This window comes from Chromobacterium sp. IRSSSOUMB001, assembly GCF_023507765.1.
Lineage (GTDB): Bacteria > Pseudomonadota > Gammaproteobacteria > Burkholderiales > Chromobacteriaceae > Chromobacterium > Chromobacterium haemolyticum.
Genome location: NZ_JALCYU010000004.1, coordinates 286,290 through 313,045, shown reverse-complemented (window position 1 = coordinate 313,045; position 26,756 = coordinate 286,290). Strand labels below are relative to the sequence as shown.

25 protein-coding genes are annotated in these 26,756 nt (G+C 63.8%); 24 read left to right on the top strand and 1 reads right to left on the bottom strand.

What is annotated here, in order from left to right; genetic code table 11:
- The 20 genes from MOV80_RS07515 to MOV80_RS07420 all read left to right on the top strand — a co-directional run bounded on the left by MOV80_RS07515 (nucleotide 1) and on the right by MOV80_RS07420 (nucleotide 20,951).
- The gene (locus tag MOV80_RS07515; RefSeq protein WP_043591345.1) at nucleotides 1-933 is read left to right on the top strand and encodes an FAD-binding protein; all 933 of its coding nucleotides are present in this window, start codon (nucleotides 1-3) and stop codon (nucleotides 931-933) included.
- A 220-nt stretch (nucleotides 934-1,153) separates the two neighbouring features.
- Nucleotides 1,154-2,935 (top strand): acyl-CoA dehydrogenase, encoded by a 1,782-nt coding sequence (locus MOV80_RS07510; RefSeq protein WP_043591343.1) that lies wholly within the window; start codon nucleotides 1,154-1,156, stop codon nucleotides 2,933-2,935.
- A gap of 479 nt (nucleotides 2,936-3,414) precedes the next feature.
- The gene (locus MOV80_RS07505) at nucleotides 3,415-4,041 is read left to right on the top strand and encodes a hypothetical protein (protein ID WP_081574121.1); all 627 of its coding nucleotides are present in this window, start codon (nucleotides 3,415-3,417) and stop codon (nucleotides 4,039-4,041) included.
- A gap of 11 nt (nucleotides 4,042-4,052) precedes the next feature.
- Nucleotides 4,053-6,206 (top strand): type II secretion system secretin GspD, encoded by a 2,154-nt coding sequence (gspD, locus tag MOV80_RS07500; RefSeq protein WP_118268327.1) that lies wholly within the window; start codon nucleotides 4,053-4,055, stop codon nucleotides 6,204-6,206.
- Nucleotides 6,203-7,663: a type II secretion system ATPase GspE gene (gene gspE, locus MOV80_RS07495; RefSeq protein ID WP_249604968.1), complete on the top strand. Its 1,461-nt coding sequence runs from the start codon at nucleotides 6,203-6,205 to the stop codon at nucleotides 7,661-7,663. Before gspD ends, gspE begins: the two co-directional genes overlap by 4 nt.
- Nucleotides 7,663-8,874 (top strand): type II secretion system inner membrane protein GspF, encoded by a 1,212-nt coding sequence (gspF, locus tag MOV80_RS07490; protein ID WP_118268326.1) that lies wholly within the window; start codon nucleotides 7,663-7,665, stop codon nucleotides 8,872-8,874. Before gspE ends, gspF begins: the two co-directional genes overlap by 1 nt.
- A gap of 22 nt (nucleotides 8,875-8,896) precedes the next feature.
- Nucleotides 8,897-9,157, top strand: a complete 261-nt coding sequence (locus MOV80_RS07485) for a hypothetical protein (RefSeq protein WP_107800569.1) — start codon at nucleotides 8,897-8,899, stop codon at nucleotides 9,155-9,157.
- 30 nt (nucleotides 9,158-9,187) lie between these two features.
- The gene (gene gspG / locus MOV80_RS07480) at nucleotides 9,188-9,631 is read left to right on the top strand and encodes a type II secretion system major pseudopilin GspG (protein WP_019100905.1); all 444 of its coding nucleotides are present in this window, start codon (nucleotides 9,188-9,190) and stop codon (nucleotides 9,629-9,631) included.
- Nucleotides 9,632-9,645: 14 nt separating this feature from the next.
- Complete coding sequence (locus MOV80_RS07475) at nucleotides 9,646-10,122, top strand: prepilin-type N-terminal cleavage/methylation domain-containing protein (RefSeq protein WP_249604967.1); 477 nt, start codon at nucleotides 9,646-9,648, stop codon at nucleotides 10,120-10,122.
- Nucleotides 10,119-10,499: a type II secretion system minor pseudopilin GspI gene (gene gspI, locus MOV80_RS07470; protein ID WP_019100907.1), complete on the top strand. Its 381-nt coding sequence runs from the start codon at nucleotides 10,119-10,121 to the stop codon at nucleotides 10,497-10,499. Before MOV80_RS07475 ends, gspI begins: the two co-directional genes overlap by 4 nt.
- Nucleotides 10,496-11,071, top strand: a complete 576-nt coding sequence (locus tag MOV80_RS07465) for a type II secretion system protein GspJ (protein WP_118268324.1) — start codon at nucleotides 10,496-10,498, stop codon at nucleotides 11,069-11,071. Before gspI ends, MOV80_RS07465 begins: the two co-directional genes overlap by 4 nt.
- Before the next feature lie 29 nt (nucleotides 11,072-11,100).
- Nucleotides 11,101-12,048 carry a type II secretion system minor pseudopilin GspK gene (gene gspK, locus MOV80_RS07460; RefSeq protein WP_019100909.1) on the top strand — a complete coding sequence of 316 codons (948 nt, stop codon included), beginning with the start codon at nucleotides 11,101-11,103 and terminating at the stop codon, nucleotides 12,046-12,048.
- Nucleotides 12,035-13,225, top strand: coding sequence for a type II secretion system protein GspL (gene gspL, locus MOV80_RS07455; protein WP_081574124.1), 1,191 nt, complete (start codon nucleotides 12,035-12,037; stop codon nucleotides 13,223-13,225). The genes gspK and gspL overlap by 14 nt, the downstream gene beginning before the upstream one ends.
- Before the next feature lies 1 nt (nucleotide 13,226).
- On the top strand, nucleotides 13,227-13,736 hold the full coding sequence (locus tag MOV80_RS07450; protein ID WP_019100911.1) for a type II secretion system protein M: 510 nt from the start codon (nucleotides 13,227-13,229) through the stop codon (nucleotides 13,734-13,736).
- Entirely contained in the window at nucleotides 13,733-14,482 is a 750-nt protein-coding gene (locus MOV80_RS07445; protein WP_107732851.1) for a type II secretion system protein N, read from the top strand. Before MOV80_RS07450 ends, MOV80_RS07445 begins: the two co-directional genes overlap by 4 nt.
- Before the next feature lie 268 nt (nucleotides 14,483-14,750).
- Entirely contained in the window at nucleotides 14,751-15,878 is a 1,128-nt protein-coding gene (gene carA / locus MOV80_RS07440; RefSeq protein ID WP_249604966.1) for a glutamine-hydrolyzing carbamoyl-phosphate synthase small subunit, read from the top strand.
- Nucleotides 15,879-15,893: 15 nt separating this feature from the next.
- The gene (leuE, locus tag MOV80_RS07435) at nucleotides 15,894-16,544 is read left to right on the top strand and encodes a leucine efflux protein LeuE (RefSeq protein ID WP_043591331.1); all 651 of its coding nucleotides are present in this window, start codon (nucleotides 15,894-15,896) and stop codon (nucleotides 16,542-16,544) included.
- A gap of 91 nt (nucleotides 16,545-16,635) precedes the next feature.
- On the top strand, nucleotides 16,636-19,845 hold the full coding sequence (gene carB / locus MOV80_RS07430) for a carbamoyl-phosphate synthase large subunit (protein WP_019100915.1): 3,210 nt from the start codon (nucleotides 16,636-16,638) through the stop codon (nucleotides 19,843-19,845).
- Nucleotides 19,846-19,983: 138 nt separating this feature from the next.
- Nucleotides 19,984-20,460 carry a transcription elongation factor GreA gene (gene greA / locus MOV80_RS07425; RefSeq protein WP_019100916.1) on the top strand — a complete coding sequence of 159 codons (477 nt, stop codon included), beginning with the start codon at nucleotides 19,984-19,986 and terminating at the stop codon, nucleotides 20,458-20,460.
- Between the two features lie 62 nt (nucleotides 20,461-20,522).
- Nucleotides 20,523-20,951 (top strand): DUF4149 domain-containing protein, encoded by a 429-nt coding sequence (locus tag MOV80_RS07420; RefSeq protein ID WP_043591328.1) that lies wholly within the window; start codon nucleotides 20,523-20,525, stop codon nucleotides 20,949-20,951.
- Nucleotides 20,952-21,191: 240 nt separating this feature from the next.
- Here MOV80_RS07420 and yhbY read toward each other — a convergent pair whose 3' ends face one another.
- A complete protein-coding gene (gene yhbY / locus MOV80_RS07415) occupies nucleotides 21,192-21,512 on the bottom strand; it encodes a ribosome assembly RNA-binding protein YhbY (RefSeq protein WP_019103533.1) in 321 nt (106 codons plus the stop codon).
- Nucleotides 21,513-21,648: 136 nt separating this feature from the next.
- On the opposite strand from yhbY, the gene rlmE reads away from it, so the two are divergent.
- From rlmE to glmM, 4 genes are all read left to right on the top strand, one after another.
- The gene (gene rlmE / locus MOV80_RS07410; RefSeq protein WP_043591324.1) at nucleotides 21,649-22,266 is read left to right on the top strand and encodes a 23S rRNA (uridine(2552)-2'-O)-methyltransferase RlmE; all 618 of its coding nucleotides are present in this window, start codon (nucleotides 21,649-21,651) and stop codon (nucleotides 22,264-22,266) included.
- A gap of 83 nt (nucleotides 22,267-22,349) precedes the next feature.
- The gene (ftsH, locus tag MOV80_RS07405) at nucleotides 22,350-24,260 is read left to right on the top strand and encodes an ATP-dependent zinc metalloprotease FtsH (RefSeq protein WP_048414214.1); all 1,911 of its coding nucleotides are present in this window, start codon (nucleotides 22,350-22,352) and stop codon (nucleotides 24,258-24,260) included.
- Between the two features lie 90 nt (nucleotides 24,261-24,350).
- Complete coding sequence (folP, locus tag MOV80_RS07400) at nucleotides 24,351-25,193, top strand: dihydropteroate synthase (RefSeq protein WP_039755206.1); 843 nt, start codon at nucleotides 24,351-24,353, stop codon at nucleotides 25,191-25,193.
- A gap of 78 nt (nucleotides 25,194-25,271) precedes the next feature.
- Nucleotides 25,272-26,606 (top strand): phosphoglucosamine mutase, encoded by a 1,335-nt coding sequence (glmM, locus tag MOV80_RS07395; RefSeq protein WP_019101987.1) that lies wholly within the window; start codon nucleotides 25,272-25,274, stop codon nucleotides 26,604-26,606.
- Nucleotides 26,607-26,756 lie beyond the last annotated feature (150 nt).

Here is a 26,756-nt window from a genome sequence, read left to right as displayed (position 1 = left end):
ATGGCCATTCTCGTTATCGCTGAACACGACAACCAGAGCCTGAAAGCAGGCACCCTGAATACCATTACCGCCGCCGCCAAGCTGGGCGAAGTGCACCTGCTGGTGGCCGGCCACAACGCCGCCGCAGCAGCAGAAGCCGCCAAGAGCGTGGCGGGCGTGGCCAAAGTGCTGCTGGCGGATGCCGCGCACTACGCGCACGGTCTGGCCGAGAACCTGGGCGTGCTGGTGTCCGGCCTGGCCACGAGCTACAGCCACGTGCTGGCGCCGGCGTCTTCCTTCGGCAAAAACCTGCTGCCGCGAGTAGCCGCGCTGCTGGACGTGGCGCAGATCTCCGAGATCGTCGCCATTGAGTCCGCCGATACCTTCGTGCGGCCCATCTACGCCGGCAACGTGCTGGCCACCGTGCAGTCCGCAGACCCGATCAAGGTCATCACCGTGCGCACCACCGCCTTCGACGCGGCGGGCCAGGGCGGCTCCGCCGCGGTGGAAGCCGTGGCCGCTGCCGCCGACGCGCAGCTGTCCAGTTTTGTGGGTCAGGAGCTGACCAAGTCCGATCGTCCGGAACTGGGTTCGGCCAAGGTCATCGTTTCCGGCGGCCGCGCCTTGGGTTCGGAGGAGCAGTTCAAGGCGGTGATCGATCCGCTGGCGGACAAGCTCTCCGCTGCCGTTGGCGCTTCCCGCGCCGCGGTGGACGCCGGCTACGCGCCAAACGACTACCAAGTGGGTCAGACGGGCAAGGTAGTGGCGCCGCAGCTGTACTTCGCAGTCGGCATTTCCGGCGCCATCCAACACTTGGCCGGTATGAAGGATTCCAAGGTGATCGTCGCCATCAACAAGGACGAGGAAGCGCCTATCTTCCAAGTGGCGGATTACGGCATCGTCGGCGATCTGTTCACTGTTGTTCCGGAGTTGATGGCCGAGTTGTCCAAATAATCCCGCGTCCGCGCCGCGAGCCTCTCGCCGGCGTGGATGGGGTTCGGCGCGCCGCATGGCCGCCGGAACAAGAACATTCAGCCGGCAACGCCCGCGCGCAGTCATCGGCCCGATGCGGGCCGGACCCGTGCGGCGCTTGCCGGCTTTTTCATGTCTGCGAATAGAAACCGATTGCCGGCTGCGGAGGCCATCCCAGCCATCCAAACACGAGGAGAAGGCGATGATTTATCAAGCACCGATCAAGGACATCCAATTCGCGCTTAACGAGTTGGCCGAGCTTCCGGCCATTTGCGGCCTGCCGGGCTATGGCGAGTGCTCGGTGGAGCTGGTGGACGCCATTTTGGAAGAGGGCGCCAAGTTTGCCGAGGGCGTATTGGCTCCCATCAACAAGCAAGGCGATCAGGGCGCGAAATGGCGCGACGGCGAAGTCAGCGCCGCACCGGGCTTCAAAGACGCCTGGCAGCAATACGTCGAGTCCGGCTGGGTGGGCCTGCGCGCGCCGGAGGCCTACGGCGGTCAGGGCATGCCGGCCCTGGTGGCCACCGCGGCCGAGGAGATGTGGTGTTCCGCCAATCTGGCCTTCTCGCTGGCGCCGCTGCTGACCTTGGGGGCGATCGAAGCCATTCACCATCACGCGTCGGACGAACTCAAGAGCGTCTATCTGCCGCCGATGTCCAGCGGCGCCTGGACCGGCACTATGAATTTGACCGAGCCGCAAGCCGGCTCAGATCTGGCTCAGGTGCGCAGCAAGGCGATGCCGCAGGCTGACGGCAGCTATCGCGTCAGCGGCCAGAAAATCTTCATCACCTGGGGCGAGCACGATATGGCGGACAACATTGTCCATCTGGTGTTGGCCCGCTTGCCGGACGCGCCGGCCGGGGTGAAGGGCATCTCCTTGTTCATCGTGCCCAAATTCCTGGTCAATGCCGACGGTAGCCTGGGCGCGCGCAACGACGTGCGTTGCGTATCGCTGGAGCACAAGCTGGGCATCCACGGCAGCCCCACCGCCGTGATGAGCTTCGGAGATCAGGGCGGCGCGATCGGTTATCTGGTTGGCGAGGCCAACAAGGGCCTGAACTATATGTTCACCATGATGAACCACGCACGCCTGGGCGTGGGCATCGAAGGTCTGGCGGTATCGGAACGCGCCTACCAGAAGGCGGTGGAGTACGCGCGTGATCGGGTGCAGAGCCGTGCCGTGGGCTCGCCCGATCCGACCGGCGTGGCCATTATTCAGCACCCGGATGTGCGCCGCATGCTGCTGACCATGCGCGCCCAAGTGGAAGCGCAGCGCGCGCTGGCCCTGTATACCGCGGCGGCGCTGGATCGCGCCGCGCGTCATCCGGTGGCGAGCGAAAAAGCACGCAATCAGGCGCTGGCCAATTTCCTGATCCCTATCGTCAAGGGATGGAACACCGAGCAGGCTAATGAAATCACCAGTCTGGCGCTGCAGGTGCACGGCGGCATGGGATATATCGAGGAAACCGGGGTTGCGCAGTACTACCGCGATGCGCGCATCACCGCCATCTACGAAGGCACTACCGGCATTCAGGCGCTGGACTTGATTGGTCGCAAGACCGCCGGCGAGAGTGGCGTCACTGCCCGCGCCTTGCTGGAAGAGGCGGCCGGTTGCGCGGTCAAGCTGCGCGCGGCGGGTTTGACCAGCCTGGCGGACAATCTGGATGAGGCGGTCAAGCAGGCGCGCCGCAGCGTCGATTTCATCCTGGCCACCTTCGCGGGGCAGCCGCAACGGGCGGCTGCCGGATCGGTGCCCTTCCTCAAGCTGATGGGTATTACCTTGGGTGGTTGGCAGATGGCGCGCGCGGCGCTTATTGCCAAGGCCAAGCAGGGAGAGGCCGACGTGGATCAAGACTTTCTCAACGCCAAGCTGGCCACCGCGCGTTTCTACGGCGAGCACCTGCTGCCCCAGGCGGGCGGTTTGGCGGCCGCCATCGTGGAGGGCGCTGACAGCGTGCTGGAGATGGACGAAGCCTGGTTCTGAGGCGGAGGGAGATACGAAGGAGACGCCGCGGGGATTCCGCGGCGTTTTTTGTTGCCTGACCGACGCAAGAGCGATTCTTGCATGAGCTTGTAATCCGTCTTTGAGATAATGGAAAAGAGCTTGTTGCGTGATGCCGCGTTGCAATATCAAAAACCGTTTGTCATTAAAATTATTTTGCCGCATAGTGTTTGCTCCGCCCCTAGCTACGGGCTGTGTGCGAAATCAGGCGAAAAAATAGTCCTTAATAGAAGAATTAATCGCATGGCGCGCTGATATTCGCTTGAATATTGCTAGGCTATGCAATTCGGTCTTTTTTTGGATTGACCGTATCCTGATGGCGTGCAAATAATCCGCTGCATGACTCACAGCCATGCTTGAGCCCAACCCCGGCCGATTCCACCACGGCGCGGGCGTCCGCTTGAACTTGGCCGCAAGGTCCGCGCTTAGATTTCAAGAATGAATACAGAAGCCAGGATGCAATGAAGCAAGTGGTCCATTGGAGTGAAAAGGGGAAGCGATTGTTGCCGTCGGCCGCGACGCTGGGGCGTCTGGTCGCCGCTTTGCCTTGGCTGGCGCTGGCAGGCGCCGCCGCGTGGCTGGGTACGGTCGCCGCGCCCTTGCTGGGCCCCGCCGCCAAGCAGTGGCGAGGCTTAAGCGAGCCGGCGCCGCAGTCCGCTGCCGCCAATGTGGCGATGGCGCACTGGTTTGGCGAGCCGGTGGCGCAACAAGCCGCGGCTTTGCCGCCGGTCAAGCTGATCGGCGTGTACGCTCCGCAGGCTTCCGGCGCGCCCGGCTTCGCGGTGATAGACGATAATGGCCGTTCGGTGGCCTTGTTGCTGGGCAAAACGACGCCGGATGGCTGGGAGCTGGCCCAGATCACCGCCTCCGGCGTGTTGATGCGTTCCGGCGGCAGCGAGCAGTTTGTGCCCTTGGTTGAGCGCGTGCCCGGCGCGGGGGGCGTGGTTGGCGGCAATATCCCGCCAACGATGCCGCCGCCGATTTCTCCTCCTTCCCAGGCCCCCGTTTCTCCCCCCGCCGTGGTCCCTGTGAATCCTGAAACCCCGCCGCAACCTGGGCTGGATTCCGCCAGCATGGTTCGCCAATAAGAAGACTGAATATGCGTATCCACAAACTCGTCGCCATCCTGGCCCTGATCTACGGTTGCAACGCCGCATTGGCCGCCACCCCGCAGAACGATGGAGTGATGCTCAACTTCGTCAACGCCGATATCGAAACCGTGGTCAAGGCGATAGGCGAGATCACCGGCAAAAACTTCATCATCGACCCGCGAGTGAAGGGCACGGTCAACATCGTGTCCAGCAAGCCGGTGCCGCGCGCCTTGTCCTATCAGATCCTGTTGTCTTCCTTGCGTTTGCAGGGCTTCTCAGCGGTGGAGGGCGGCGGCGTGGTCAAGATCGTGCCGGAGGCCGACGCCAAGTTGCACGCCAAGGCCAGCAAGAGCATTCCGCGCGGCGACGGCGATCGCTTGATCACCAAGGTGTTCACGCTCAAATACGGCAATGCGAATCAGCTGGTGCCGGTGATCCGTCCCATCGTGTCGCCCAACAACACGATTGCAGCCTACCCGCAGTCCAACGCGCTGATCGTCACCGACTACGCGGACAATATCCAGCGCATCGAGTCCATTATCGACTCGATCGAGAGCGCGGCTTCGGGCGATACCGTGGTGGTGCCGGTGCTGTTCGGCTCCGCGGTGGAATTGGCCGGCAGCCTGAACAAGCTGCTGCAGGACAGCGGCGCCGGGGCCGACGGCGGCAAGACCACCATCATCCCGGACGCGCGCGCCAATGTGCTGATGGTACGCGCCGACACCCCGGGCAAGATCGGCAAGATCAAAAGCCTGCTAAAGCTCCTGGATCAGCCCAGTCAGGCCGGCGCCAATGTGCGCGTGGTCTACCTGAAAAATGCAGAGGCCGGCAAAGTGGCGCAGACCCTGCGCGCGCTGATGACCGGCGACGCAGGCCCCTTGCAGGGCCGCACCGCGGTGAGTACCAATGGCGGCTCCAGCTCCAGCCTGTTGAATCAGAGCGGTTCGGGCAGCGGTTCCGCGTCCTCGTCCAGCGGCTCCGCCAGCGCCGCTCAGGCGGCCAGTCCGGTGGGAGGCGACAGCGCGTCCAGCAGCAGTAGCGGCGGAGGGGCCGGAGGCGGCGGTTCCATGATCCAGGCCGACCCCACTAACAACGCGCTGATTCTGAATGTGCCGGATTCCATGTACCAGAACCTGCGCAATGTCATCGACCTCTTGGACAAGCGCCGAGCGCAAGTGATGGTGGAAGCGCTGGTGGTGGAAGTGGCCGCGCAGCGGGTGATGGAGCTGGGCGTGCAATGGCAGGCGTTGGGCGCGCTCAACGGCAACGGCGCCGGGGTTTTCGGCGGAACCAACTTCCCCGGCACCACCAATCCGGGAATCATCGGCTTGTCTGCCCCCTCAGTGTCCGGCTCGGGCGCGCCCAGCAGTCCGATCAACACGCTGGCCACCACCGGCGGCCTCAACATCGGCTGGGTCAAGGGCACCGTCAACATCCCCGGCATCGGCACCGTGTTGAACATGGGCGCGTTGGCCCGGGCGATGGAGACGGAGATGGGAGGCAACATCGTGTCCAGCCCGTCCCTGATGGCGATGGACAATGAGAAGGCCAAGATCCAGATTGGCCAGGAAGTGCCTATCCTGACCGGCCAATACAGCAATACCGGAAGCAATAGCAATGGCTCGGTCAACCCCTTCCAGACCTATGACCGCAAGACCATTGGTTTCAATCTGGAAATCACGCCTCAGATTTCCGAAGGCGGCTCCATCCGCATGAAGATTTTGCAGGAAGCGTCCACCATCGTGCCGGGCACCGATAAGAACCCGCAGGGTCCTACCACCAACAAGCGGATGATAGAAACCATCGCCAATGTCGACGACGGCGGCATCATCGCCATTGGCGGCCTGTTGCAAGAAACGGTCAGCGACAATGAAAGCAAGGTGCCCCTGCTGGGCGACATCCCATGGCTGGGCGCCTTGTTCCGCTACAGCAACAAGCAGCGCAACAAGACCAACCTGATGATTTTCATCAAGCCCACCATCATCCGCGACGATCTGGGGGCGCGTTCCATCGCCACCGATCGCTACAACTACATCATCGGTGAAGGCCATAAGGCGGAGAAGGAAAAACTGCAGATGAACCTGGATTCGGCGCTGAAGTCCCTGCCGGAGAGTGGCATCCGCTCGACGCTGGAACAGAGCCTGAAAGCGCAGCCGAAATGAACAAGCCCAAGCTGTCGCCGGCGCTGGGTTTCCCGTTCGCGCGCGCCAACGGCGTCATCCTGCTGGACGGCGAGAGCGGCCGGCATCTGCTGCTGCGCGAAGACAGCCGGCACGAGGCTTGGGCCGAAGTGCTGCGCCTGCACGGCCAGGGGCTGGCCAGCGTGGAGACGCTGGAGGCGGCCTTGTTCGACAAGCGCCTGTCCGAGCATTACGCCAACCGCGACGGCGCGGCGGCCGAGGTGGTGGACGACATCGGTCAGGATTTGGACCTGACCCAGATGGTGGAGTCCTTGCCGACGGTGGAGGATCTACTGGAAAGCGAGGGCGACGCGCCCATCATCCGCATGATCAACGCCTTGCTGACCCAGGCGCTGCGCGACGGCGCCTCGGACATTCATATCGAGGCTTTCGAAGACCGCTCGGTGGTGCGTTTCCGCCTGGACGGCTCGCTGCGCGACGTGGTCAGCCCGCACCGCGCGCTGCATGCGGCCATGGTGTCGCGGATCAAGATCATGGCCAACCTCGATATAGCCGAAAAACGCATTCCGCAGGATGGCCGCATCTCGTTGCGCCTGGGCGGCCGCCCTGTGGACGTGCGGGTGTCCACGCTGCCCACCAGTCACGGCGAGCGCGTGGTGCTGCGTCTGCTGGACAAGGAAAACGCCCGCCTGGATCTGGCCACGCTGGGCATGGCGGCGGACACCTTGCAGGCGGTGGACAAGGTGATCCGCCAGCCTCACGGCATCCTGCTGGTCACCGGCCCCACCGGTTCGGGCAAGACAACCACGCTGTACGCGGCTTTGTCGAGGCTGGATGCGCGCCATACCAACATCATGACGGTGGAGGACCCGGTGGAGTACCACCTTGACGGCGTCGGCCAGACCCAGGTCAACCCGCGCATCGACATGAGTTTCGCCAAGGCGCTGCGCGCGATTCTGCGCCAGGATCCGGACGTGGTGATGATAGGGGAGATTCGCGATCTGGAAACCGCGCAGATCGCGGTGCAGGCCTCGCTGACCGGTCATCTGGTGTTGGCCACGCTGCATACCAACGACGCGGCCTCGGCGGTGACGCGGCTGGTGGACATGGGCGTCGAGCCCTTCCTTTTGGCGTCCAGCCTGCTGGGCGTGATGGCGCAACGGCTGGTGCGCCGGCTGTGTCCGCACTGCAAGGCGCCGCATCCGGTGCCGCTGGAAGGTTCGGAGGACACGCCGCATTACCGGCCTGCGGGGTGTCCAAGCTGCGGCCATTCCGGCTACAAGGGGCGCTACGGCGTCTATGAACTGCTCTTGGTCGACGATCAGTTGCAACGCTTGATCCATGATCGCGCTTCCGAGCAGAAAATGCGCGACTACGCCGCCCGCCACGGCATGCGCTCGCTGCGCGACGATGGCCTGCGTTGGGTCAAGGACGGCGAAACCTCGCTGGAAGAAATCATGCGGGTGACGAGGAACTGATGGCCGCCTTCCGCTTTACCGCTTTCGACCCCGCCGGCAAGGAGCAAAAGGGCTTGCTGGAGGCGGACTCCGCGCGCGCCGCGCGCAGCCAGCTGCGCGAGCGCGGCCTGCTGCCGCTGGAGGTGGAAAGCGTCAGCGCCAAGAACGGCGACGCCGGCAGCTCGGCGCTGCGCCGCGGCCTGCCGCGCGCGGAACTGGTGATGATCACCGAACAGCTGTCCACCCTGCTCAACGCGGGCCTGCCGCTGGAAAAGGCGCTGACCGCGGTGACCGAGCAGTGCGAACACCCGCGCAGCCGCACCGTGCTGGCGGCCTTGCGCAGCGACATCCTGGAAGGCAAGAGCTTCGCCCAGGCGCTGGCTTCGGCGCCGGGCGTGTTTTTTCCGCTGTATCGCTCGCTGGTGCAGGCCGGCGAACAGTCCGGCCATCTCGACACCGTGATGGCGCGCTTGGCCGAATACCTGGACAAGCGCCAGAACACCCAACAAAAAGTGATGCTGGCGATGGCCTATCCGGCCGTGGTCACCGTGGTGGCCATCCTGGTGGTGGCCGGTCTGATGAGTTATGTGGTGCCGCAGGTGGTCAGCGTGTTCGCGCAGACCAAGCAGACCCTGCCTTTTCTGACCCGGGCGCTGGTGGCCGCCAGCGATTTCCTGCGGCAATGGGGCCTCGCGTTGCTGGCCGGCATCGTCGCCGCGCTGTTCCTGACCGTGCGCGCCTTGCGCGCGCCGGCGCTGAAACGGCGCTTCCACGCCCGGCTGTTGAAGCTGCCGGTGTTCGGCCGCCTGCTGCGCGCGCTCAACACCGCGCGCATGGCCAGCACCCTATCCATCCTGGTGGGCAGCGGCGTGCCCTTGCTGACCGCGCTGGAAACCGCGCGCGGCCTGATGACCCTGCTGCCGATGCAGGACGCGGTCAGCGAGGCGATGGCCAAGGTGCGCGAGGGCGTGGCGCTGTCGCGCGCGCTGCACGCCACCCGCCAATTCCCGCCGGTGCTGATCCATCTGATAGGCAGCGGCGAATCCAGCGGCACGCTGGCCCATATGCTGGACCGCGCCGCCCAGCAGCAGGAGCAGGAGGTGGAGCGCAAGCTCGCCACCTTCACCACGCTGATGGAGCCGCTGCTTATCCTGTTCATGGGCGGCATGGTCTTGTTGATCGTGCTGGCCATCATGATGCCCATCATCGACATGAACCAGATGGTGCATTGATTTTCGCGGAAAGAAGCACGGAATGTCTCACAAGGCAGTTTTACAGCAATGGGTGTTGGAAGCGCTGGCCGCGCACGGCGGCAAGGCGGACCGGCTGACGGTGGCCAAGCACATCTGGCATGCGCGCGCTCGCGAGCTGGAAGGCACCGAGTTGTTCTACACCTGGCAATACGATATGAGCTGGGCGGCGAGCGAGTTGAGAAAGCTGGGCCAGCTCAAGCCGGCCAATGCCGGACCCGCCGGCGTCTGGGAGTTGTCCGGCGACGGCCCCTCCCTGTTTTGACCCTTTGAAACCTCGGTAGTAGGAGTAGATATGCGACACCTTTCCAAAGCGGCCCAGCGAGGCTTCACCCTGATCGAAATCATGGTGGTGATCGTGATTCTCGGCGTACTCGCGGCGCTGGTGGTGCCCAAGGTGATGAGCCGTCCGGACGAGGCGCGCGCCGTCGCCGCCAAGCAGGACTTGGGCGCACTGAGCCAGGCCCTGAAATTGTATCGTCTGGACAACGGCCGCTACCCTAGCAGCGAGCAAGGCCTGCAGGCGCTGGTGCAAAAACCGACTTCGGCACCGGAGCCGAAAAACTGGAAGCCGGGCGGCTATCTGGAGCGTTTGCCCAAGGACCCGTGGGGCAATCCCTACCAGTACGCCAACCCCGGCACTCACGGCGAGATCGACATCTGGAGCTTCGGCGCCGACGGCGAGCCGGGCGGCGAGGGCGTGGACGCCGACATCGGCAACTGGGACGCGGTCAAGTAAGGCCGGAGCCGTTGATGAGCTCCTCCCTTCCGGCACGTGGCTTCACCCTGATTGAGGTGATGGTGGTGATGCTGATCATCGGCGTGCTGGCCACCACGGTGACGCTCAGCATGCGGCCGGATACCCATCGTCAGGCTTCGGATGAGGCCTACCGATTGGCGCGGGTGCTGGAGCAGGCGGCGGACGCCGCCGAAATGGGGGATCCGCTGGCCCTGATGTGGGACGCCAAGGGTTATGGTTTCCGCCGTCGCGGCGACAACGGGGACTGGGGCGGCGCCAACGACGAATTGCTGGCCGACCGGCTGTGGCCGGAGGGTGTGCACGGCGGCGCGCTGTTGCTGGACGGCCAACCCTGGCCGGCGGGGCGGCCGCTGCTCTTGTGGCAGGACGGGCGCGCCAACGTGCTGGCTTTGCAGATCAAGACCGAGACGCGCAGCTTGGCCGTGACCCTGTCGCCGTTGGGACGCAGCCGGGTGGACGAAGGCTCATGAAGCGCGAGCGCGGCTTTACCTTGTTTGAAGTGCTGGTGGCGCTGGCCATCATCGCTGTGGCCTTGGGCGCGTTGTTGCGAGCCACCGGTCTGGCCGCCGACAACGGCGAAGGCATGAAGCGCCGGATGCAGGCGGCCTGGGAGGCGCAGAACATGATCGCTCTGATGCAGGCGCGCCGCGAATGGCCGGACGTGGGCGAGCAGGCTGGAGAATTGGACGACGACGGCGCGCGCTGGCGCTGGCAGCGCGTGATCAGCCAGACGCCCAACCCCAATTTCCGCAAGGTGGTGGTACGGGTGTTGGCTCAGGGCGATGGCCGTTATGTGCTGGCCGAGATGACCGGCTACCTGCGCATGAATGTTGGAGGCGGGTCGTGAGGGACGGCCGGCAGGGCGGCATGACCTTGATCGAGATTTTGGTGGCGATGAGCTTGCTCGCCCTCTTGTCGGTGCTCGGCTACAAGGCGTTCGGCTCCTTGCTGATCTCGCGCGAACGGCTGATGCAGACCAGCGAGCAATGGGTGGACGCCGCGCGCGCCTTCCGGCGGCTGGAGGGCGATTTGACCGGCCAGATGCCGGCGCCGACGCAAGGGCAGGGGCCGAGCCTGGGCGGCAGCCAGTTGCTGCTGCAAAGCGACGGCGACGGACAGACGCTGACCCTGCAGAGTTTTTCCGCCCGCTATCCCGGCGGCCAGGAGCGCATCAGCTACCATGCCGGCGCGCAAGGCCTCAGTTGGGCGGCGGGCGACGCTCAGGGCGCGGCGCCGACCGCCTACGTGCTTTTAGGCAAGGACGCCGCGGTGCGATGGCGCGTGATGTTGGACGACGGCAACTGGCTGGAGAACTGGCCGCCGCGAGAAGCCAGCTTGGCGCGCAGCCCGCGCGCGCTGGAAATGCGCATCCGCATGCCGGGCAATGAATGGGCGAAACGGATATGGGCGCTGCCATGAGGGCGTCGGGGAGCCGGAAGCAGCGCGGCATGGCGGTGATCATGGCCTTGCTGATCGTGGCCTTGGCCACCACCGCCGCCTCGCTGGTGCTGTGGCAGCAAGGCCTGTGGTGGCACCAGCTGGACAATGATCGCAATCGCGCCCAACTGCGACTGGTGGCGGACGCCGGCCTGGGCTGGGCGATGGAAATCCTGCGTTTCAACAACGGCGCGGCCGGCAACGGCGTGGTGGCCTTGTCCCAGCTGTGGGCGCAACCTTTGCCGCAGACCGAGGCGCAGGGCGTGACCGTGGCCGGGCAGCTGAGCGATCTGCAGGGACGCTTCAATCTGAATTCGCTGGTGCAGAACGGCCAGACCAATGCGCGGCAGCTGGTGTTCTACAAGCGGCTGCTGACCACGCTGGGCCTGCCCACGCGCTTGTCCGAACCCTTGGTCAGACAGTTGCGCGGCGGCAAGGATTCGGAGGACGCCAGCCAGCCGGCGGGCGAGAACCGTCCGCCGGAGCCGGGCGCGACGGCGCCGGGCCATCCGCTGCTTCGCGTGGAGATGTTGCGCTGGCTGCCGGGCTACACCCCGGAGGTGCTGGACAAGTTGCTGCCGCACGTAGCGGCCTTGCCGGCGGACGTCAGCCAGATCAACATCAACACCGCCACGCCGGCGGTGATGAAAACCTTGTTGCCCGGCGTCGGCGACGGCAATTTGCTGGTCTTGCTCAACCAGCGCAAGGTCAATTACTACAAGGACGCCAACGACTTCAAGGCGCGGTTGCCGGCGCCGGGCATCATCGCCGACACCGACATCGCCGCGGCGTCCAATTACTTCATGCTGGACAGCTCTGCCCGGCTAGAACGGGCGCGGCTGGAAATGCGGGCGCTGATCTACAGCAATATGAATGTGGTGAAGACGCTGTGGCGGCAAGACGGCGCGGGACGTCCGCCGCCGGCCAGGGGAAACGGAAATCAGAATGACAACGCTTAGACTGTATCTGCGGGCCGGTTGGCCCGATAGCGAACCGGGGCTGCCCTGGGCCTTGCTGGGCGCGCGCGGCGAGCCGAGCGCTCAGGGCGACAGCGCGCCGGCCGGCTGGCCGCGCGCCGATCGTTGCGAACTGATCCTGCCCGCCGGCCGCACTCTGTTCACCCAGGCGCGGCTGCCGGCCGCGGTCAAGCAGCCGACGGCGGCGATGATGGGTTTCGCTCTGGAGGAGGGGCTGATCAATGATCCCTCCGCCAATCTTTACGCTCTTGGCGGGGAGTTGCCGGATGGCAGCCGGGCCGTGGCGGTGACCGAGGCGTTTCCGGTGCGCCGCGCCGTGGCCATGCTCAAGAGCGCGGGGCGGCTCTGCGACCGCATCCTGCCGGAGGAAAGCCTGTTGCCGTCGCCTGCGCGCGACGGTTGGAGCGTGGCGCGCGGTAGCGAGGGCTGGCTGCTGCGGCTGAGCGCCACGCGCGCGGCCTGGCTGCCCTATTGCGGCGAAACCACCGAACAACTGTTGTTTGCACGGCTGGCGACACAGCTGCCGCCGGCCAGCCTGATTGTGTGCGGGGCTGAAGCGGCCGGTCTGATCGGCTCGCGGCTGCCGGCGTGGCAAGGCGAGCCCAAGCAATTGGCCGCTCATGATTGGCGGCATGGCCAGGCACAACAGGCTTTCGATTTCGCCAACGGCGAATTGGCGGCCAATCGCCGCTGGCGCGACTGGGGACCGGCGCTGAGACGGACCGGGCTGGTGCTGGGCGGCTTGCTGGCGGCGCAGCTGGCGCTGACCCTCGGCCAGGCCGCTTGGTATGCCTGGCAGAAACAAAGCCTGTCGGCCGACATTCGCGCCGCCGCCAAACCTTGGATCGGCGGTCAGGCGATGCCGGGCAGCAGCGCGCTGGCAATGACGCGGGCGGTGGACAAGCTGCGGCTGAGCCACGGCCTGCCGGCTCGCGACGACGCCTTGGAACTGATGGGCGCGCTGGCCGCGCTCAGCGGCCGCGATTTGCAGACCCGCACGCTCAGCTACGAAGGCGGGCGGCTCAAGCTGCAAGTGGCGGACGTGCCGGGGGAAACCTTGCAACGCTGGCGTAGTCAACTGGCGGCTAAGCAAATCCGCTTGGACGTGACCGCCACCCAGCAAGGGACCAAAGAACTCAGCTTGTCCCGGGAGCCTTGAAATGAAGCAATACCGTGAACAATTCGTCGCTTACTGGCGGCAGCGCAGCCGCCGGGAACAAGGGCTGCTGCTGGCGATGGCCGTCGTGCTCGGCGTCGGCGTGCTCTACGCCGGCGTCTGGGAGCCGGCGGGCAAATCGGTGGAGCGCAACCGCGCCGCGGCGGCGCGCCTTCAAGCCGAACTAAGCCATGTGCAGTCTTTGGCTCGGGAGGCAGAGCAACTGAAGCGCCAGCCCGCGCAAGCGGCGCTGCCCGCCAAGGAGCTGTTGCCGGTGATTCGTCAGGTGGCGCAGAGCCAAGGCTTGTCCGAGGCTGGCTGGCACTTGAGCCCCGAGGGCGAGTCCGGCGTGGCGATGGAGGGGACGATGGCGTTCGACGCCTGGGTCAAATTGGCCGGCGTGCTGGCGGCTCAGCACCAGGTGCGCGTGCTCAGTGTGAGGGCGGAGGCGCAGCCGATGCCGGGCCAAGTGCATATCAAGGCGCTGCTGGCGCATGCCGGAGGCGGCGCATGAAACGAAAGATTCTGATTGGCGCGCTATTGGGCGCGTTGTTCCTGGCCGGCCTGATCACCGCTTTGCCGGCGAGCTTGCTGTCGCTGCCGCTGTTGCGAGCCACCGGCGATCGCTGGCAGTTCAGCGGCGCGCAAGGCACGGTGTGGCAGGGCAAGGCGCAATTGGTCTATGTCGGCGACAAGGGCGAGGTGTTGCCGATGAGCCGGATAGGCTGGCGCTTCCAACCCAAGGCCTTGCTGTCGGGGCGGGCGATCTGGCTGCTGGAGAGCGACGGCCAGGACGGCAAGCTGGAGTGGGGCTGGGGCGGGATGGAGGTCAACGGCGTCAACCTGACTCTGCCGGTGGCGGCGCTGGCGAATTTGTCCAAGACCTGGCAGGCGGCGCGCTTGGGCGGCGATCTGCAGCTCAAGATCGGCCAGTTCAGCCGCAAGGACGGCCAGTTGGCCGGCAATCTGCAGCTCAGCTGGCTGGGCGCGGCCTCGCCCTTGAGCCCGTTGTCGCCGTTCGGCTCCTACCAGATGGACGTCAACGGCGCCGGCGCGGGCGTGGCGCTGAACGTGTCGACGCTGGACGGACCGTTGAATCTGAGCGGGCAGGGGCAGTGGCTGCCGGGCGCGGCCTTCGCGCTGAGCGGCAGCGCCGACAGCCCGCCGGAAAAATACGACGCCTTGAAGCCGTTGATGCTGATGCTGGGCAAACCGAGCGGGCCGACCAGCGTGCAGTGGCAGATCCGCCCCGGGGCCTGATTGCCGCTCATTTGTCATGTTATCGATTTTTCTTGTGAGTTTTTCGGTTCGGCGTTACTATAGAAAGGTTTAACCAAACGGGACTGATGCGCCAGGCATCGAGTCCCGTTCTTCACATAAAGCAATTCGAAAACTTAGGGTAGGGACAGATCCCATCTGTCGCGGCCAGGGTCTTGCGCGAGCAAGGCGGCCAGGCGGGCGGACGGGGTCAAACAAACCGGCGCAGCCGGTTTTTCCTTACCCGCCGCAAACGCAATAGGAGCAGCTTGTGTCAACCGTACCCGCAATCCTTGTCTTGGCCGACGGCACCGTGTTCAAGGGCAGTGCTATCGGGGCCGCCGGACATACGGTAGGCGAGGTGGTGTTCAATACCGCCATCACCGGCTATCAGGAGATTTTGACCGACCCCTCCTATACCAAACAGATCGTCACCCTGACTTATCCCCATATTGGCAACGTCGGCGCGAATTCGGAAGACACCGAATCTCGCGCCGTTTTTGCATCCGGCCTGATCATTCGCGATCTGCCGCTGTTGCACAGCAACTTCCGCGCCGAAGATTCCTTGTCCGCTTATCTGAAGCGGCACAATGTCGTCGCCATCGCCGACATCGATACCCGCCGCCTGACCCGCATCCTGCGCGAAAAGGGCGCCCAGGCCGGCTGCGTCATGGCCGGGGATGTCGATGAGGCGCGCGCGCTGGAACTGGCGCGGGGCTTCGGCTCCATGGCTGGTCAGGATCTGGCCCAGGTGGTCAGCTGCGACAAGCCGTACGCCTGGACCGAGCGCGAGTGGACATTGGGCGCCGGCTATCAAGTGCAGTCGTCTACCCGCTTCCATGTGGTCGCCTACGACTTCGGCGTCAAGCACAATATTCTGCGCATGCTGGCCGAACGCGGCTGTCAGTTGACGGTGGTGCCGGCCAAGACCCCGGCCGCCGACGTGCTGGCTCTGAATCCGCACGGCGTCTTCCTGTCCAACGGCCCTGGCGATCCGGAACCGTGCGATTACGCCATCGCCGCCATCCGGGACATTCTGGACGCCAAGCGGCCGGTATTCGGCATTTGCCTTGGCCATCAACTGTTGGGTCTGGCTAGCGGTGGCAAGACGTCCAAGATGAAGTTCGGCCACCACGGCGCCAACCATCCGGTGCAGGACCTGGACAGCGGCCGGGTGATGATCACCAGCCAGAACCATGGTTTCCAGGTGGATGAAACCAGCCTGCCGGCCAACGTGCGCGTCACCCACCGCTCCTTGTTCGACGGCACGGTGCAGGGCATCGCATTGACCGACCGTCCAGCCTTCTCCTTCCAGGGCCACCCGGAAGCCAGCCCGGGGCCGGAAGACGTCGCTTATCTGTTCGACCGTTTCATCGCCTCGATGGCGGAACGCGTTTAAGCGGGGAGCGGGGACATGCTGGGGATTACCGATCTCACCACCTATCTGCTGGGCGCCGTTCTCATTGTGCTGTTGCCGGGGCCCAACTCCATGTATGTGCTGTCGGTGGCGGCGCAGCGCGGCACGCGCGCCGGCTTTGCCGGCGCCGGCGGCATCATCATCGGCGACTTCATCCTGATGACGCTGGCGGCTACTGGCGCGGCTGGTCTGCTGAAGGCCAACCCGATGCTGTTCGCCGTGGTCAAGTATCTGGGCGGCGGCTATCTGGCCTGGCTGGGCTTCAATATGCTGCGCGGCGCGCTGACGGCCTGGCGCCGCTCCGCCCGCGGCGAAGCGGCCGAGGCCAAGTCGGTGCTGGTGGGAGAGGAAAATCCTTTCGTCAAAGCCTTGCTGATCAGCTTGATGAATCCAAAGGCCATCCTGTTTTTCGTGTCCTTCTTTGTTCAATTCGTTGATCCCGCTTACCCGCATCCTGCGCTGACCTTCGTCGCGCTGGGCTTGATCGTGGAAGTGTGCAGCACGCTGTACCTGACCGCGCTGATCGTCGCCGGCCACCGGCTGGCCCAGGCTTTCCGCCGCCGCCGCAGGTTGAGCGCGGCGCTGGGCGGCTCGGTGGGCGCGCTGTTCGTCGGCTTCGGCGCCAAGCTGGCCGCGGCCAGTCTGTAAGACAGAGATTTAACATTCGCCGCCATGCCGCCGGGCGTCCCAGGCGTCCGGGCTTGGCGGCAAACAAAATGCAATCATAAAGAGTAGAACCATGCCAAAGCGTAGCGACCTCAAAAGCATTCTGATCATCGGAGCCGGCCCCATCGTCATCGGCCAGGCCTGCGAATTCGACTACTCCGGCGCGCAAGCGTGCAAGGCCCTGCGCGAAGAGGGCTACAAAGTCATCCTGGTGAACTCCAATCCGGCCACCATCATGACCGATCCGGACATGGCCGATGTCACCTACATCGAGCCCATCACTTGGAAAGTGGTGGAAAAGATCATCGCCAAGGAGCGCCCGGACGCCATCCTGCCGACCATGGGCGGCCAGACCGCGTTGAACTGCGCTCTGGACCTGGCCAAGAACGGGGTGCTGGAAAAATACAAGGTGGAGCTGATCGGCGCCACCGAGGACGCCATCGACAAGGCCGAAGACCGCGGCCGTTTCAAGGAAGCGATGGCCAAGATCGGCCTGTCCTGCCCGCTGTCCTTTGTTTGCCACACCATGGAAGCGGCGCTGGACGCGCAGTCCAAGGTGGGTTTTCCGACACTGATCCGCCCGTCCTTCACCATGGGCGGTTCCGGTGGCGGCATCGCCTATAACCGCGAAGAATTCCTGGCCATCTGCGAGCGTGGTTTCGAAGCCTCTCCCACCCATGAGCTGCTGATCGAACAATCGGTGCTGGGCTGGAAAGAGTACGAAATGGAGGTGGTGCGCGACAAGAACGACAACTGCATCATCATTTGCTCGATCGAGAACTTCGACCCGATGGGCGTGCACACTGGCGACTCCATCACCGTGGCGCCGGCGCAAACGCTGACCGACAAGGAATACCAGATCATGCGCAACGCCAGCCTGGCGGTGCTGCGCGAGATCGGCGTGGACACCGGCGGCTCCAATGTGCAGTTCGCCACCAATCCGGCCACCGGCGAAATGATCGTCATCGAAATGAACCCGCGCGTCAGCCGTTCCTCGGCCTTGGCGTCCAAGGCCACCGGCTTCCCCATCGCCAAGATCGCCGCCAAGCTGGCGGTGGGCTTCACGCTGGACGAATTGAAGAACGACATCACCGGCGGCGCCACCCCGGCCTCCTTCGAACCGTCCATCGACTACGTGGTCACCAAGATTCCGCGTTTCGCCTTTGAAAAATTCCCGCAGGCCGACGACCGCCTGACCACCCAGATGAAGTCGGTGGGCGAGGTGATGGCGATGGGCCGCACCTTGCAGGAATCGATGCAGAAAGCGCTGCGCGGCCTGGAAACCGGCCTGGCCGGCTTCGACCCGGTCACGAGCGACGAAGCGGCTATCCGCCATGAACTGGGCACGCCGGGACCGGAGCGCATCCTGTACGTGGCCGACGCCTTCCGCATCGGCATGAGCCGCGACGATATCCACGCGGTCAGCAAGATCGACCCCTGGTTCCTGGCGCAGATCGAAGACCTGATTGGCGAAGAACAAGCGCTGGCCGGCCGCAAGATCGAAGAACTGGACTACGCAGAACTGCGCCGCTTGAAGCGCAAGGGCTTCTCCGACCGTCGTCTGGGCGAGCTCTTGGGCTCGGACCAGGCCGCGGTGCGCGCCAAGCGCTGGAGCCTGAACCTGCACCCGGTGTACAAGCGCGTGGATACCTGCGCCGCCGAATTCGCCACCAACACCGCCTATATGTACTCCAGCTACGAGGAGGAGTGCGAGTCCAACCCGTCCGACCGCAAGAAGGTGATGGTGTTGGGCGGCGGGCCGAACCGCATCGGTCAGGGCATCGAGTTCGACTACTGCTGCGTGCACGCCGCGCTGGCGCTGCGCGAATCCGGTTTCGAGACCATCATGGTCAACTGCAACCCGGAAACCGTATCCACCGACTACGACACCTCCGACCGCCTGTACTTCGAACCGTTGACGCTGGAAGACGTGCTGGAAATCTGCCGTATCGAAAAACCGTTCGGCGTCATCGTCCAGTACGGCGGCCAGACCCCGCTGAAACTGGCGCGCGCGCTGGAAGCCAACGGCGTGCCCATCATCGGCACCACCCCGGATATGATCGACGCCGCCGAGGACCGCGAGCGCTTCCAGAAGCTGCTGCACGAGCTGGGCCTGAAGCAGCCGCCCAACCGCACCGCGCGCGCGCCGGCCGAAGCGATGAAGCTGGCCGAGGAAATCGGCTATCCGCTGGTGGTGCGCCCCTCCTACGTGCTGGGCGGCCGCGCGATGGAAATCGTCCACGAGCCGGCCGACCTGGAGCGCTATATGCGCGAGGCGGTGAAGGTGTCCAATGACAGCCCGGTGCTGCTGGACCGCTTCCTCAACGATGCCATCGAAGTCGACGTCGACTGCGTGTCCGACGGCGAGAACGTGGTGATTGGCGGCATCATGCAGCACGTGGAGCAGGCCGGGGTTCACTCCGGCGATTCCGCCTGCTCGCTGCCGCCGTACAGCCTGTTCCCGGCGGTGCAGGATGAGATCCGCCGCCAGACCGTGGCCATGGCCCGCGCTTTGAACGTGGTTGGCCTGATGAACGTGCAGTTCGCCATTCAGGGCGACACCATCTACGTGCTGGAGGTGAATCCGCGCGCCAGCCGCACCGTGCCCTTCGTCTCCAAAGTGACTTCCGCTCCGCTGGCCAAGATCGCGGCGCGCGCGATGGCCGGCATCGGCCTCAACGAGCAGGGCTTCACCAAGGAGGTGATTCCGCCGTTCTACGCGGTGAAGGAAGCGGTATTCCCCTTCATCAAGTTCCCCGGCGTGGACACCATCCTGGGGCCGGAAATGAAGTCCACCGGCGAGGTGATGGGCGTGGGCAAAACCTTTGCCGAAGCCTATGTGAAGGGCCAGCTGGGCGCAGGCGACCGTCTGCCCAAAACCGGCAAGGTGTTCTTGTCCGTGCGCGACAGCGACAAGAACGGCGCGGTGGAAGTGGCGCGCGAACTGCAGCGCTTGGGTTTCGGCGTCTGCGCGACGCGCGGCACCGCCAAGCACTTGTCCGCGGCGGGCATCGTGGTGCAGGTGGTCAACAAGGTTAATGAAGGCCGCCCGCACATCGTCGACATGATCAAAAACTCGGAAATCGATCTGCTGATCAACACCGTCGACGAAAAGCGCCAGGCGATTCAAGACAGTCACTCCATCCGCCGTTCGGCCTTGCAGGCGCGGATTCCGCAGTACACCACCCTGGCCGGCGCCAAGGCGGTGTGCGTGGGCATGGCCCACGCTGAGGAGTTCGACGTCTACAGCGTGCAGGAACTGCACAGCCAGATTCAGGGCTGAGTCCTGACGCGGGGGCTTGGAAGCGGGAGGGGTTTGCCGTTACAATCCCTCCCATAACCCGCTACTTCAAGCCGCCGTCCAGTACGGCGGCTTGTGCTTTTGATGAAGGCGGATGCCGCCTCTGGAGAGAATTCTGAAATGATCAAAGTCCCGTTGACCGTGCGCGGTGCCGAGCTGCTGAAAGAAGAGCTGCAACGCCTCAAGAGCGTGGAACGTCCGGCAGTGATCGAGGCGATTGCCGAGGCTCGCTCGCATGGCGACCTGTCCGAGAACGCCGAATACGACGCCGCCAAGGAGCGTCAGGGTTTTGTCGAAGGCCGCATCGCCGAACTGGAAGGCAAGATTTCCAACGCGCTGATCGTGAACCCGGCTGAACTGGACGCCGACGGCCGCGTGGTGTTCGGCGCCACCGTCGAACTGATGGACCTGGAGACCGAGGAAAACGTCACCTACCAGATCGTTGGCGACGACGAGGCCGATATCAAGGTATGCAAGGTGTCGGTGAACTCCCCGATCGCGCGCGCGCTGATCGGCAAGGAAGCTGGCGACGTGGCCGAGGTGGTGGCCCCGGGCGGCATCCGCGAATACGAAGTGCTCGACGTCAAATACATCTGAGTCCCGCCGGCGAGCGGGCCTGACGGTCCGCGCGCGGCGCGGCGTGGGAGAGGGGCTGAGACATGGATGGATTGCGTTCAATCGCCAAGACGTTCTGGATTGGCGGCTTGTGGGTGATCGGCATCATCGTGGCGCCGGTGCTGTTCGCCATGCTGGACCGGGTTACCGCCGGCATGGTAGCCGGCAAGCTGTTCGCCAGCATCGCCTGGGTGGGGCTGGTGTGCGGGGCGATTCTGCTGGTGGACCATATCCGCCGCAACGGCGCGGCCGGGGTCAAGGAAAGCGGCTTCTGGCTGGTGATGGGCATGCTGGCCTGCACGCTGATCAATCATTTCGCCGTCACTCCCATCATCGCCAATCTCAAGGCGCAAATGAATCATGCGGCCGAAGGCCTGTTCGGCGGCGGCTTCGCCACCTGGCATGCGATTTCCAGCCTGATCTATCTGGTGCAGAGCTTGATGGGTTTGGTTTACGTCTGGCGCAACGACTAAGAACCTGTTCTTGATCTGCTGTGCTTCGGCGAGATGGATGGAAGAGGACGTTGAAAACATCTTCAGAAATGCAGATGTACCGTATGTACATTCCGTTTTCTCGGTTGAAACGCCTGGTCTCGCTCTCGCTGGCGAGACTTTGAGCAGGCTCTAGGACGCCGTTCCCTGTATGGAGCGGACAAAACAAAAGCGGTGGCATGCCACCGCTTTTCTACCAAGCGCGATCGCCGCGAACGACGTTCAGCCTTTCAGCGCCTGCTTGTTCTTGGGCAGAATGATGCGTTGTTTATCGCTTGGACGCCATAGCACCAGCAACTTGCCGATGTGTTGGACCGGGGCGGCGCCCAGGTCTTCGCAGATCTGCTCGAACATGGCGACGCGCGCTTCGCGGTCGTCGCCCTGCACGCGGACCTTGATCAGTTCGTGCGCGTCCAGATTGATGGCGATTTCGCGGATCACCGCTTCGGTCAGGCCGTTGTTGCCTATCATCACCACCGGGTTGAGGTCGTGCGCCAGTCCCTGCAGATACTTGCGCTGGAACGGCTTGAGTTCAATTTTCATGAGAAATACGGATTTACAAAGCAAAAGCCGATTCTACTCGAGTTGGGCGCTTTCCCAAAGTCCGGACCTAAAATAAATGAAAAACAACAGGATAGCGCGGCTGACCTGTTGCCCACCTTTTTAAGAGCGCAGCGCAATGGCTAGAAGCAAGAGCAGCAACCACTGGTTGCAGGAACACGTCAACGATCCCTATGTCAACCAAGCGCAGAAAGACGGCTACCGCGCGCGGGCCGCTTACAAGCTGCTGGAAATCAACGACAAGGACAAGCTGATCCGTCCCGGCACGGTATTGGCCGATCTGGGGTCCACCCCCGGCAGTTGGTCGCAGGTGGCTGCGCGCATCGTCGGCGACAGCGGCAAGGTGTTCGCGCTCGACATTCTGGACATGGACCCGGTGCCCGGCGTCGACTTCATCCAGGGCGACTTCCGCGAGGAAGAAGTGCTGGCGCAATTCGTGCAATTGCTCGGCGGCCGCGAATTGGACCTTGTAATTTCCGATATGGCGCCCAATATGTCAGGCATGAGCGCCATTGACCAGGCCAGAAGTTTTCTGTTGTGCGAGCTGGCGTTGGAATTTGCGCGAGATCATTTGAAACCTGGCGGCCATTTTCTCGTCAAAGTGTTCCAGGGCAGCGATTTCCAAGCCTATCTCAAGTCCATGCGCGAGCTGTTCGACGAGGTAGTCACCCGCAAGCCGAAAGCGTCGCGCGACCGTTCCAGCGAAATTTACCTGCTGGGCAAAGGCCGACGCTGACATAAAGTGGCTCGCGGCGTACAATCAAAGCAAATATCTAGACAAGCAACCAAAAAGTCAGGGCACAGAGGAGTCCGCTACTCGTGAACAATATCGGCAAAAACATCGCGATATGGGTCATCATCGGTTTGGTACTGATGACGGTATTCAATCAGTTCAACAAGCGTCAGGATACCCAGAATCAGCTTGAATATTCGCAGTTCATCAGCGATGTCGAGTCCGGCAAGGTCCAGTCCCTGACCATAGAAGGCCACCCGCTGCGCGGGCAATGGCTGAAAGGCAAGTTGACCGACGGCTCCGCGTTCAGCACCTACGCCCCTTACGACCCGCAACTGGTCGACGATCTGATCAAGAACAACGTTCGTTTCTCCGCCAAGCCGGAAGAGGAACCGTCAATGCTGATGAATATTTTCATCAGCTGGTTCCCGATGCTGCTGCTGATCGGCGTATGGGTGTTCTTCATGCGTCAGATGCAGGGCGGTGGCAAGGGTGGCGCGTTCTCCTTCGGCAAGAGCAAGGCCAGAATGCTGGACCAGGACGCCAATACCGTTACTTTCGCTGACGTCGCCGGTTGCGACGAAGCCAAGGAAGAAGTGAAGGAGATCGTCGATTATCTGCGCGACCCTTCCCGCTACCAGAGCCTGGGCGGTCGCATTCCGCGCGGCATCTTGCTGGCCGGCTCGCCTGGTACCGGTAAGACCTTGCTGGCCAAGGCCATCGCCGGAGAAGCCAAGGTGCCGTTCTTCAGCATTTCCGGCTCCGACTTCGTTGAAATGTTCGTCGGCGTGGGCGCGGCCCGCGTGCGCGACATGTTCGAGCAGGCCAAGAAGAACTCGCCGTGCATCATCTTCATCGACGAAATCGACGCGGTTGGTCGTCAACGCGGCGCCGGTCTGGGCGGCGGCAACGACGAGCGAGAACAGACGCTGAACCAACTTCTGGTGGAAATGGACGGTTTCGACACCAATTCCACCGTGATCGTGATCGCCGCGACCAACCGTCCGGACGTGCTGGACCCTGCGCTGCAGCGTCCGGGCCGTTTCGACCGTCAGGTGGTGGTTCCGTTGCCCGATATCCGCGGCCGTGAACAGATTCTGGGCGTGCACATGCGCAAGGTGCCGATTGCCGCCGACGTCAACGCCGAGGTGATCGCGCGCGGCACGCCGGGTTTCTCCGGCGCCGACCTCGCCAACCTGATCAACGAAGCCGCCTTGTTCGCAGCGCGTCGCAACAAGCGCCTGGTGGACATGGAAGACCTCGAGTCCGCCAAGGACAAGATCATGATGGGCGCAGAGCGCCGCAGCATGGTGATGACCGACGAAGAGAAGCGCAACACCGCTTACCACGAGTCCGGCCACGCCGTCGTCGCCAAGCTCTTGCCCAAGGCGGACCCGGTGCACAAGGTCACCATCATCCCGCGCGGCCGCGCGCTGGGCGTGACCATGCAGTTGCCGGAGCAGGACCGCTTCGCCTATGACCGAGGTTATCTGCTGGACCGCATCGCCATCTTGTTCGGCGGCCGCATCGCGGAAGAGCTGTTCATGAATCAGATGACCACCGGCGCTTCCAACGACTTCGAACGCGCCACGCAAATGGCGCGCGACATGGTGACCCGCTACGGCATGAGCGACAAGCTGGGCCCGATGGTGTACGGCGAGAACGAGGGCGAAGTCTTCCTCGGCCGCTCCATCACTACCCACAAAAACCTGTCTGAAGCCACCATGCAGCAGGTAGACGCTGAAATCCGCCGCATTATCGACGAGCAATACGCGCTGGCGCGCCGCTTGCTGGAAGAGAACCGCGACAAAGTCGAGGCGATGACCGCCGCGCTGCTGGAATGGGAAACCATCGATGCGGATCAGATCAACGACCTGATGGACGGCAAGCCGCCGCGTCCGCCCAAGCCTGGCGCTGGTTTCGCGGCCAAGCCGCAGGAAGACAAACCGACGCCGCCGGCCGCCGAGCCGACCGCCGATCCGGCCCAGGAAGTCTGAGTCTCTCAGTCATCAAGCCGGGCAAGCCTTGACAGGCTTGCCCGGCTTTTTTGCGACAACACCCCTCCATCCATGAGCGTAGTTCAGATCATGAAACCCTCTTTGCAATGCGGGCGCTTCACGCTCGATCTGTCCCGTCCCCTGGTGATGGGCATTCTGAACGTCACCCCGGACTCCTTTTCCGACGGCGGGCGTTTCAACGCCTTGGACCAGGCGCTGCGCCACGCCGAGCAAATGCTGGCGGACGGCGCGGCCATTCTCGATATCGGCGGCGAGTCGACACGACCGAACGCGCCTCATGTCAGCCCTGAACAGGAAATGGAGCGGGTGCTGCCGGTGTTGGAGCGTTTGCGAGAGCTAGGCGCGCCGCTGTCGCTGGACACGCGGCGCACTGTGGTCATGCGCGAGGCGCTGGCCATGGGCGCGGTGGATCTGGTCAACGATGTGTCTGCGTTGGAAGACGCGGGCGCGTTGGAGTTGGTGGCGGCTTCGGATGCCGCAATTTGTCTGATGCACAAGCAAGGCAACCCGGACACGATGCAGGATCGGCCGGAATACGCTGACGTGGTGGCTGAAGTGGCCGGCTATCTGGCGCGCCGCGTCCAGCTTTGTCTGGATGCCGGTATCGCCCGTGGCAGGCTGCTGGTTGACCCTGGCTTTGGTTTCGGCAAGACGCTGGAACACAATCTGGCCTTGCTGCGCGGGCTGCCGGAGATTGAACGCGCCGCCGGCGCGCCGTTACTGGTGGGTTTGAGCCGCAAATCCATGCTGGGCGCGATCACTGGCGAAGCCGTGCCCGCGGAGCGGTTGGGCGCCAGCGTGGCCGCGGCGCTGGAGTCGGCGCGGCGCGGCGCACGCATCATTCGCGTGCACGACGTCAAGGCCACGCGCCAGGCCTTGCAAGTGCTGGCCGCCTTGGAAAGTTTGAACTGAAAGGGGTGTCTGGCGCACAATAGCCGGCGTAGCGATTACAGCGGTTGGCCAGAAGCCGGCCGGATTCGAGAGAGAAACATGAGCCGTAAATACTTTGGCACCGATGGCGTGCGCGGCGAGGTCGGTCAATTCCCGATCACGCCTGAATTCGTGATGAAACTGGGCTATGCCGCCGGCCGCGTTTTGGTCGACCACGACAAGGCGCATCGTCCTACGGTCTTGATCGGCAAAGATACCCGGATTTCCGGCTATATGCTGGAAGCGGCGCTGCAAGCCGGCTTTTCCGCCGCCGGCGTCAATGTGCTGCTGACCGGCCCGTTGCCGACGCCGGGCATCGCCTACCTGACCCGCGCGCTGCGCCTCGAGGCCGGGGTGATGATCTCCGCTTCGCATAATCCCTTCCAGGATAACGGCATCAAGTTCTTCGCCGAAGGCGGCAAGAAGCTGGACGATGCCGTTGAGTTGGAAATCGAGGCGATGCTGGAGCAGCCGATGGCGACCAATCCGTCCGAACAATTGGGCCGGGTGCGTCGCATCGAGGGCGCGGTGGAGCGCTACATCGAGTTCTGCAAGAGCAGCTTTCCCAACGATCGCGATCTCAAGGGCTTGAAGCTGGTGGTGGATTGCGCCCACGGCGCCACTTACCACGTAGCGCCCAAGGTGTTCCATGAACTGGGCGCGGAGGTGGTCACCATCGGCGGCGAGCCGGACGGCTACAACATCAACGAGAAGGTGGGCGCCACCTATCCCAAGACTTTGCAGGTAGCGGTGCTGGAGCACCACGCCGACTACGGCATCGCGCTGGATGGCGATGGCGACCGGCTGATCATGGTGGACCGCGAAGGCACCGTGTACGACGGCGATCAGCTGATCTATGTGATCGCCAAGGCGCGCGCGGCCAGGGGCGAGCTCAAGGGCGGCGTGGTCGGCACGGTGATGACCAATCTGGCGATGGAGCTGGCGCTGAACAAACAGGGCGTGGCCTTCGGCCGCGCCAAGGTGGGCGACCGCTATGTGCTGGAAATGCTGCATGGCAAGGGTTGGCAGGTGGGCGGGGAAGCTTCCGGCCATATCTTGTGCCTGGACTGTCACTCAACCGGCGACGGCATCATTTCCAGCCTGCAAGTGCTGGCTAGCCTGACGGATCTGGGCATGAGCCTGGCCGACGCCTGCAGCGACTGGCAGCCGTATCCGCAGACGCTGATCAATGTTCGCCATAACGGCTGCGATTGGAAGAGCGCTTCCGCGGCGTCGCTGGCCGCTGCCGAGCAGGCTTTGCAAGGCCGCGGCCGCGTGGTGTTGCGTCCGTCCGGCACTGAGCCGGTGGTGAGGGTGATGGTGGAAGCCGACGACAAGGCTCTGGCCGATCAGTGGGCGCAGTCCATTGCGGCGGCGATCCAGAGCGTCGCCTGATTGCCACAGCCGGCAAGTGCCGGCATCAGCATGAAAACGCCATACATTGTTTGTTTGGCGTTTTTTTATTGCCTGGATTTGGAAAGATGCGGAGCTTACTGTTTTCAGGAAAAACATACAGATAGCGACTTTGCGTGCAACTGTATCTAA

Bases quoted from the DNA above. Each gene is read 5' to 3' on its own strand.
- gspI (WP_019100907.1), top strand. From the start codon at position 10,119: ATGAAGCGCGAGCGCGGCTTTACCTTGTTTGAAGTGCTGGTGGCGCTG.
- gspK (WP_019100909.1), top strand. From the start codon at position 11,101: ATGGCGGTGATCATGGCCTTGCTGATCGTGGCCTTGGCCACCACCGCC.
- MOV80_RS07485 (WP_107800569.1), top strand. From the start codon at position 8,897: ATGTCTCACAAGGCAGTTTTACAGCAATGGGTGTTGGAAGCGCTGGCC.
- gspG (WP_019100905.1), top strand. From the start codon at position 9,188: ATGCGACACCTTTCCAAAGCGGCCCAGCGAGGCTTCACCCTGATCGAA.
- MOV80_RS07420 (WP_043591328.1), top strand. From the start codon at position 20,523: ATGGATGGATTGCGTTCAATCGCCAAGACGTTCTGGATTGGCGGCTTG.
- MOV80_RS07475 (WP_249604967.1), top strand. From the start codon at position 9,646: ATGAGCTCCTCCCTTCCGGCACGTGGCTTCACCCTGATTGAGGTGATG.
- rlmE (WP_043591324.1), top strand. From the start codon at position 21,649: ATGGCTAGAAGCAAGAGCAGCAACCACTGGTTGCAGGAACACGTCAAC.
- MOV80_RS07505 (WP_081574121.1), top strand. From the start codon at position 3,415: ATGAAGCAAGTGGTCCATTGGAGTGAAAAGGGGAAGCGATTGTTGCCG.
- carB (WP_019100915.1), top strand. From the start codon at position 16,636: ATGCCAAAGCGTAGCGACCTCAAAAGCATTCTGATCATCGGAGCCGGC.
- MOV80_RS07510 (WP_043591343.1), top strand. From the start codon at position 1,154: ATGATTTATCAAGCACCGATCAAGGACATCCAATTCGCGCTTAACGAG.
- gspE (WP_249604968.1), top strand. From the start codon at position 6,203: ATGAACAAGCCCAAGCTGTCGCCGGCGCTGGGTTTCCCGTTCGCGCGC.
- yhbY (WP_019103533.1), bottom strand. From the start codon at position 21,512: ATGAAAATTGAACTCAAGCCGTTCCAGCGCAAGTATCTGCAGGGACTG.
- gspF (WP_118268326.1), top strand. From the start codon at position 7,663: ATGGCCGCCTTCCGCTTTACCGCTTTCGACCCCGCCGGCAAGGAGCAA.
- leuE (WP_043591331.1), top strand. From the start codon at position 15,894: ATGCTGGGGATTACCGATCTCACCACCTATCTGCTGGGCGCCGTTCTC.
- glmM (WP_019101987.1), top strand. From the start codon at position 25,272: ATGAGCCGTAAATACTTTGGCACCGATGGCGTGCGCGGCGAGGTCGGT.
- folP (WP_039755206.1), top strand. From the start codon at position 24,351: ATGAAACCCTCTTTGCAATGCGGGCGCTTCACGCTCGATCTGTCCCGT.
- gspL (WP_081574124.1), top strand. From the start codon at position 12,035: ATGACAACGCTTAGACTGTATCTGCGGGCCGGTTGGCCCGATAGCGAA.
- MOV80_RS07450 (WP_019100911.1), top strand. From the start codon at position 13,227: ATGAAGCAATACCGTGAACAATTCGTCGCTTACTGGCGGCAGCGCAGC.
- MOV80_RS07445 (WP_107732851.1), top strand. From the start codon at position 13,733: ATGAAACGAAAGATTCTGATTGGCGCGCTATTGGGCGCGTTGTTCCTG.
- MOV80_RS07515 (WP_043591345.1), top strand. From the start codon at position 1: ATGGCCATTCTCGTTATCGCTGAACACGACAACCAGAGCCTGAAAGCA.
- greA (WP_019100916.1), top strand. From the start codon at position 19,984: ATGATCAAAGTCCCGTTGACCGTGCGCGGTGCCGAGCTGCTGAAAGAA.
- gspD (WP_118268327.1), top strand. From the start codon at position 4,053: ATGCGTATCCACAAACTCGTCGCCATCCTGGCCCTGATCTACGGTTGC.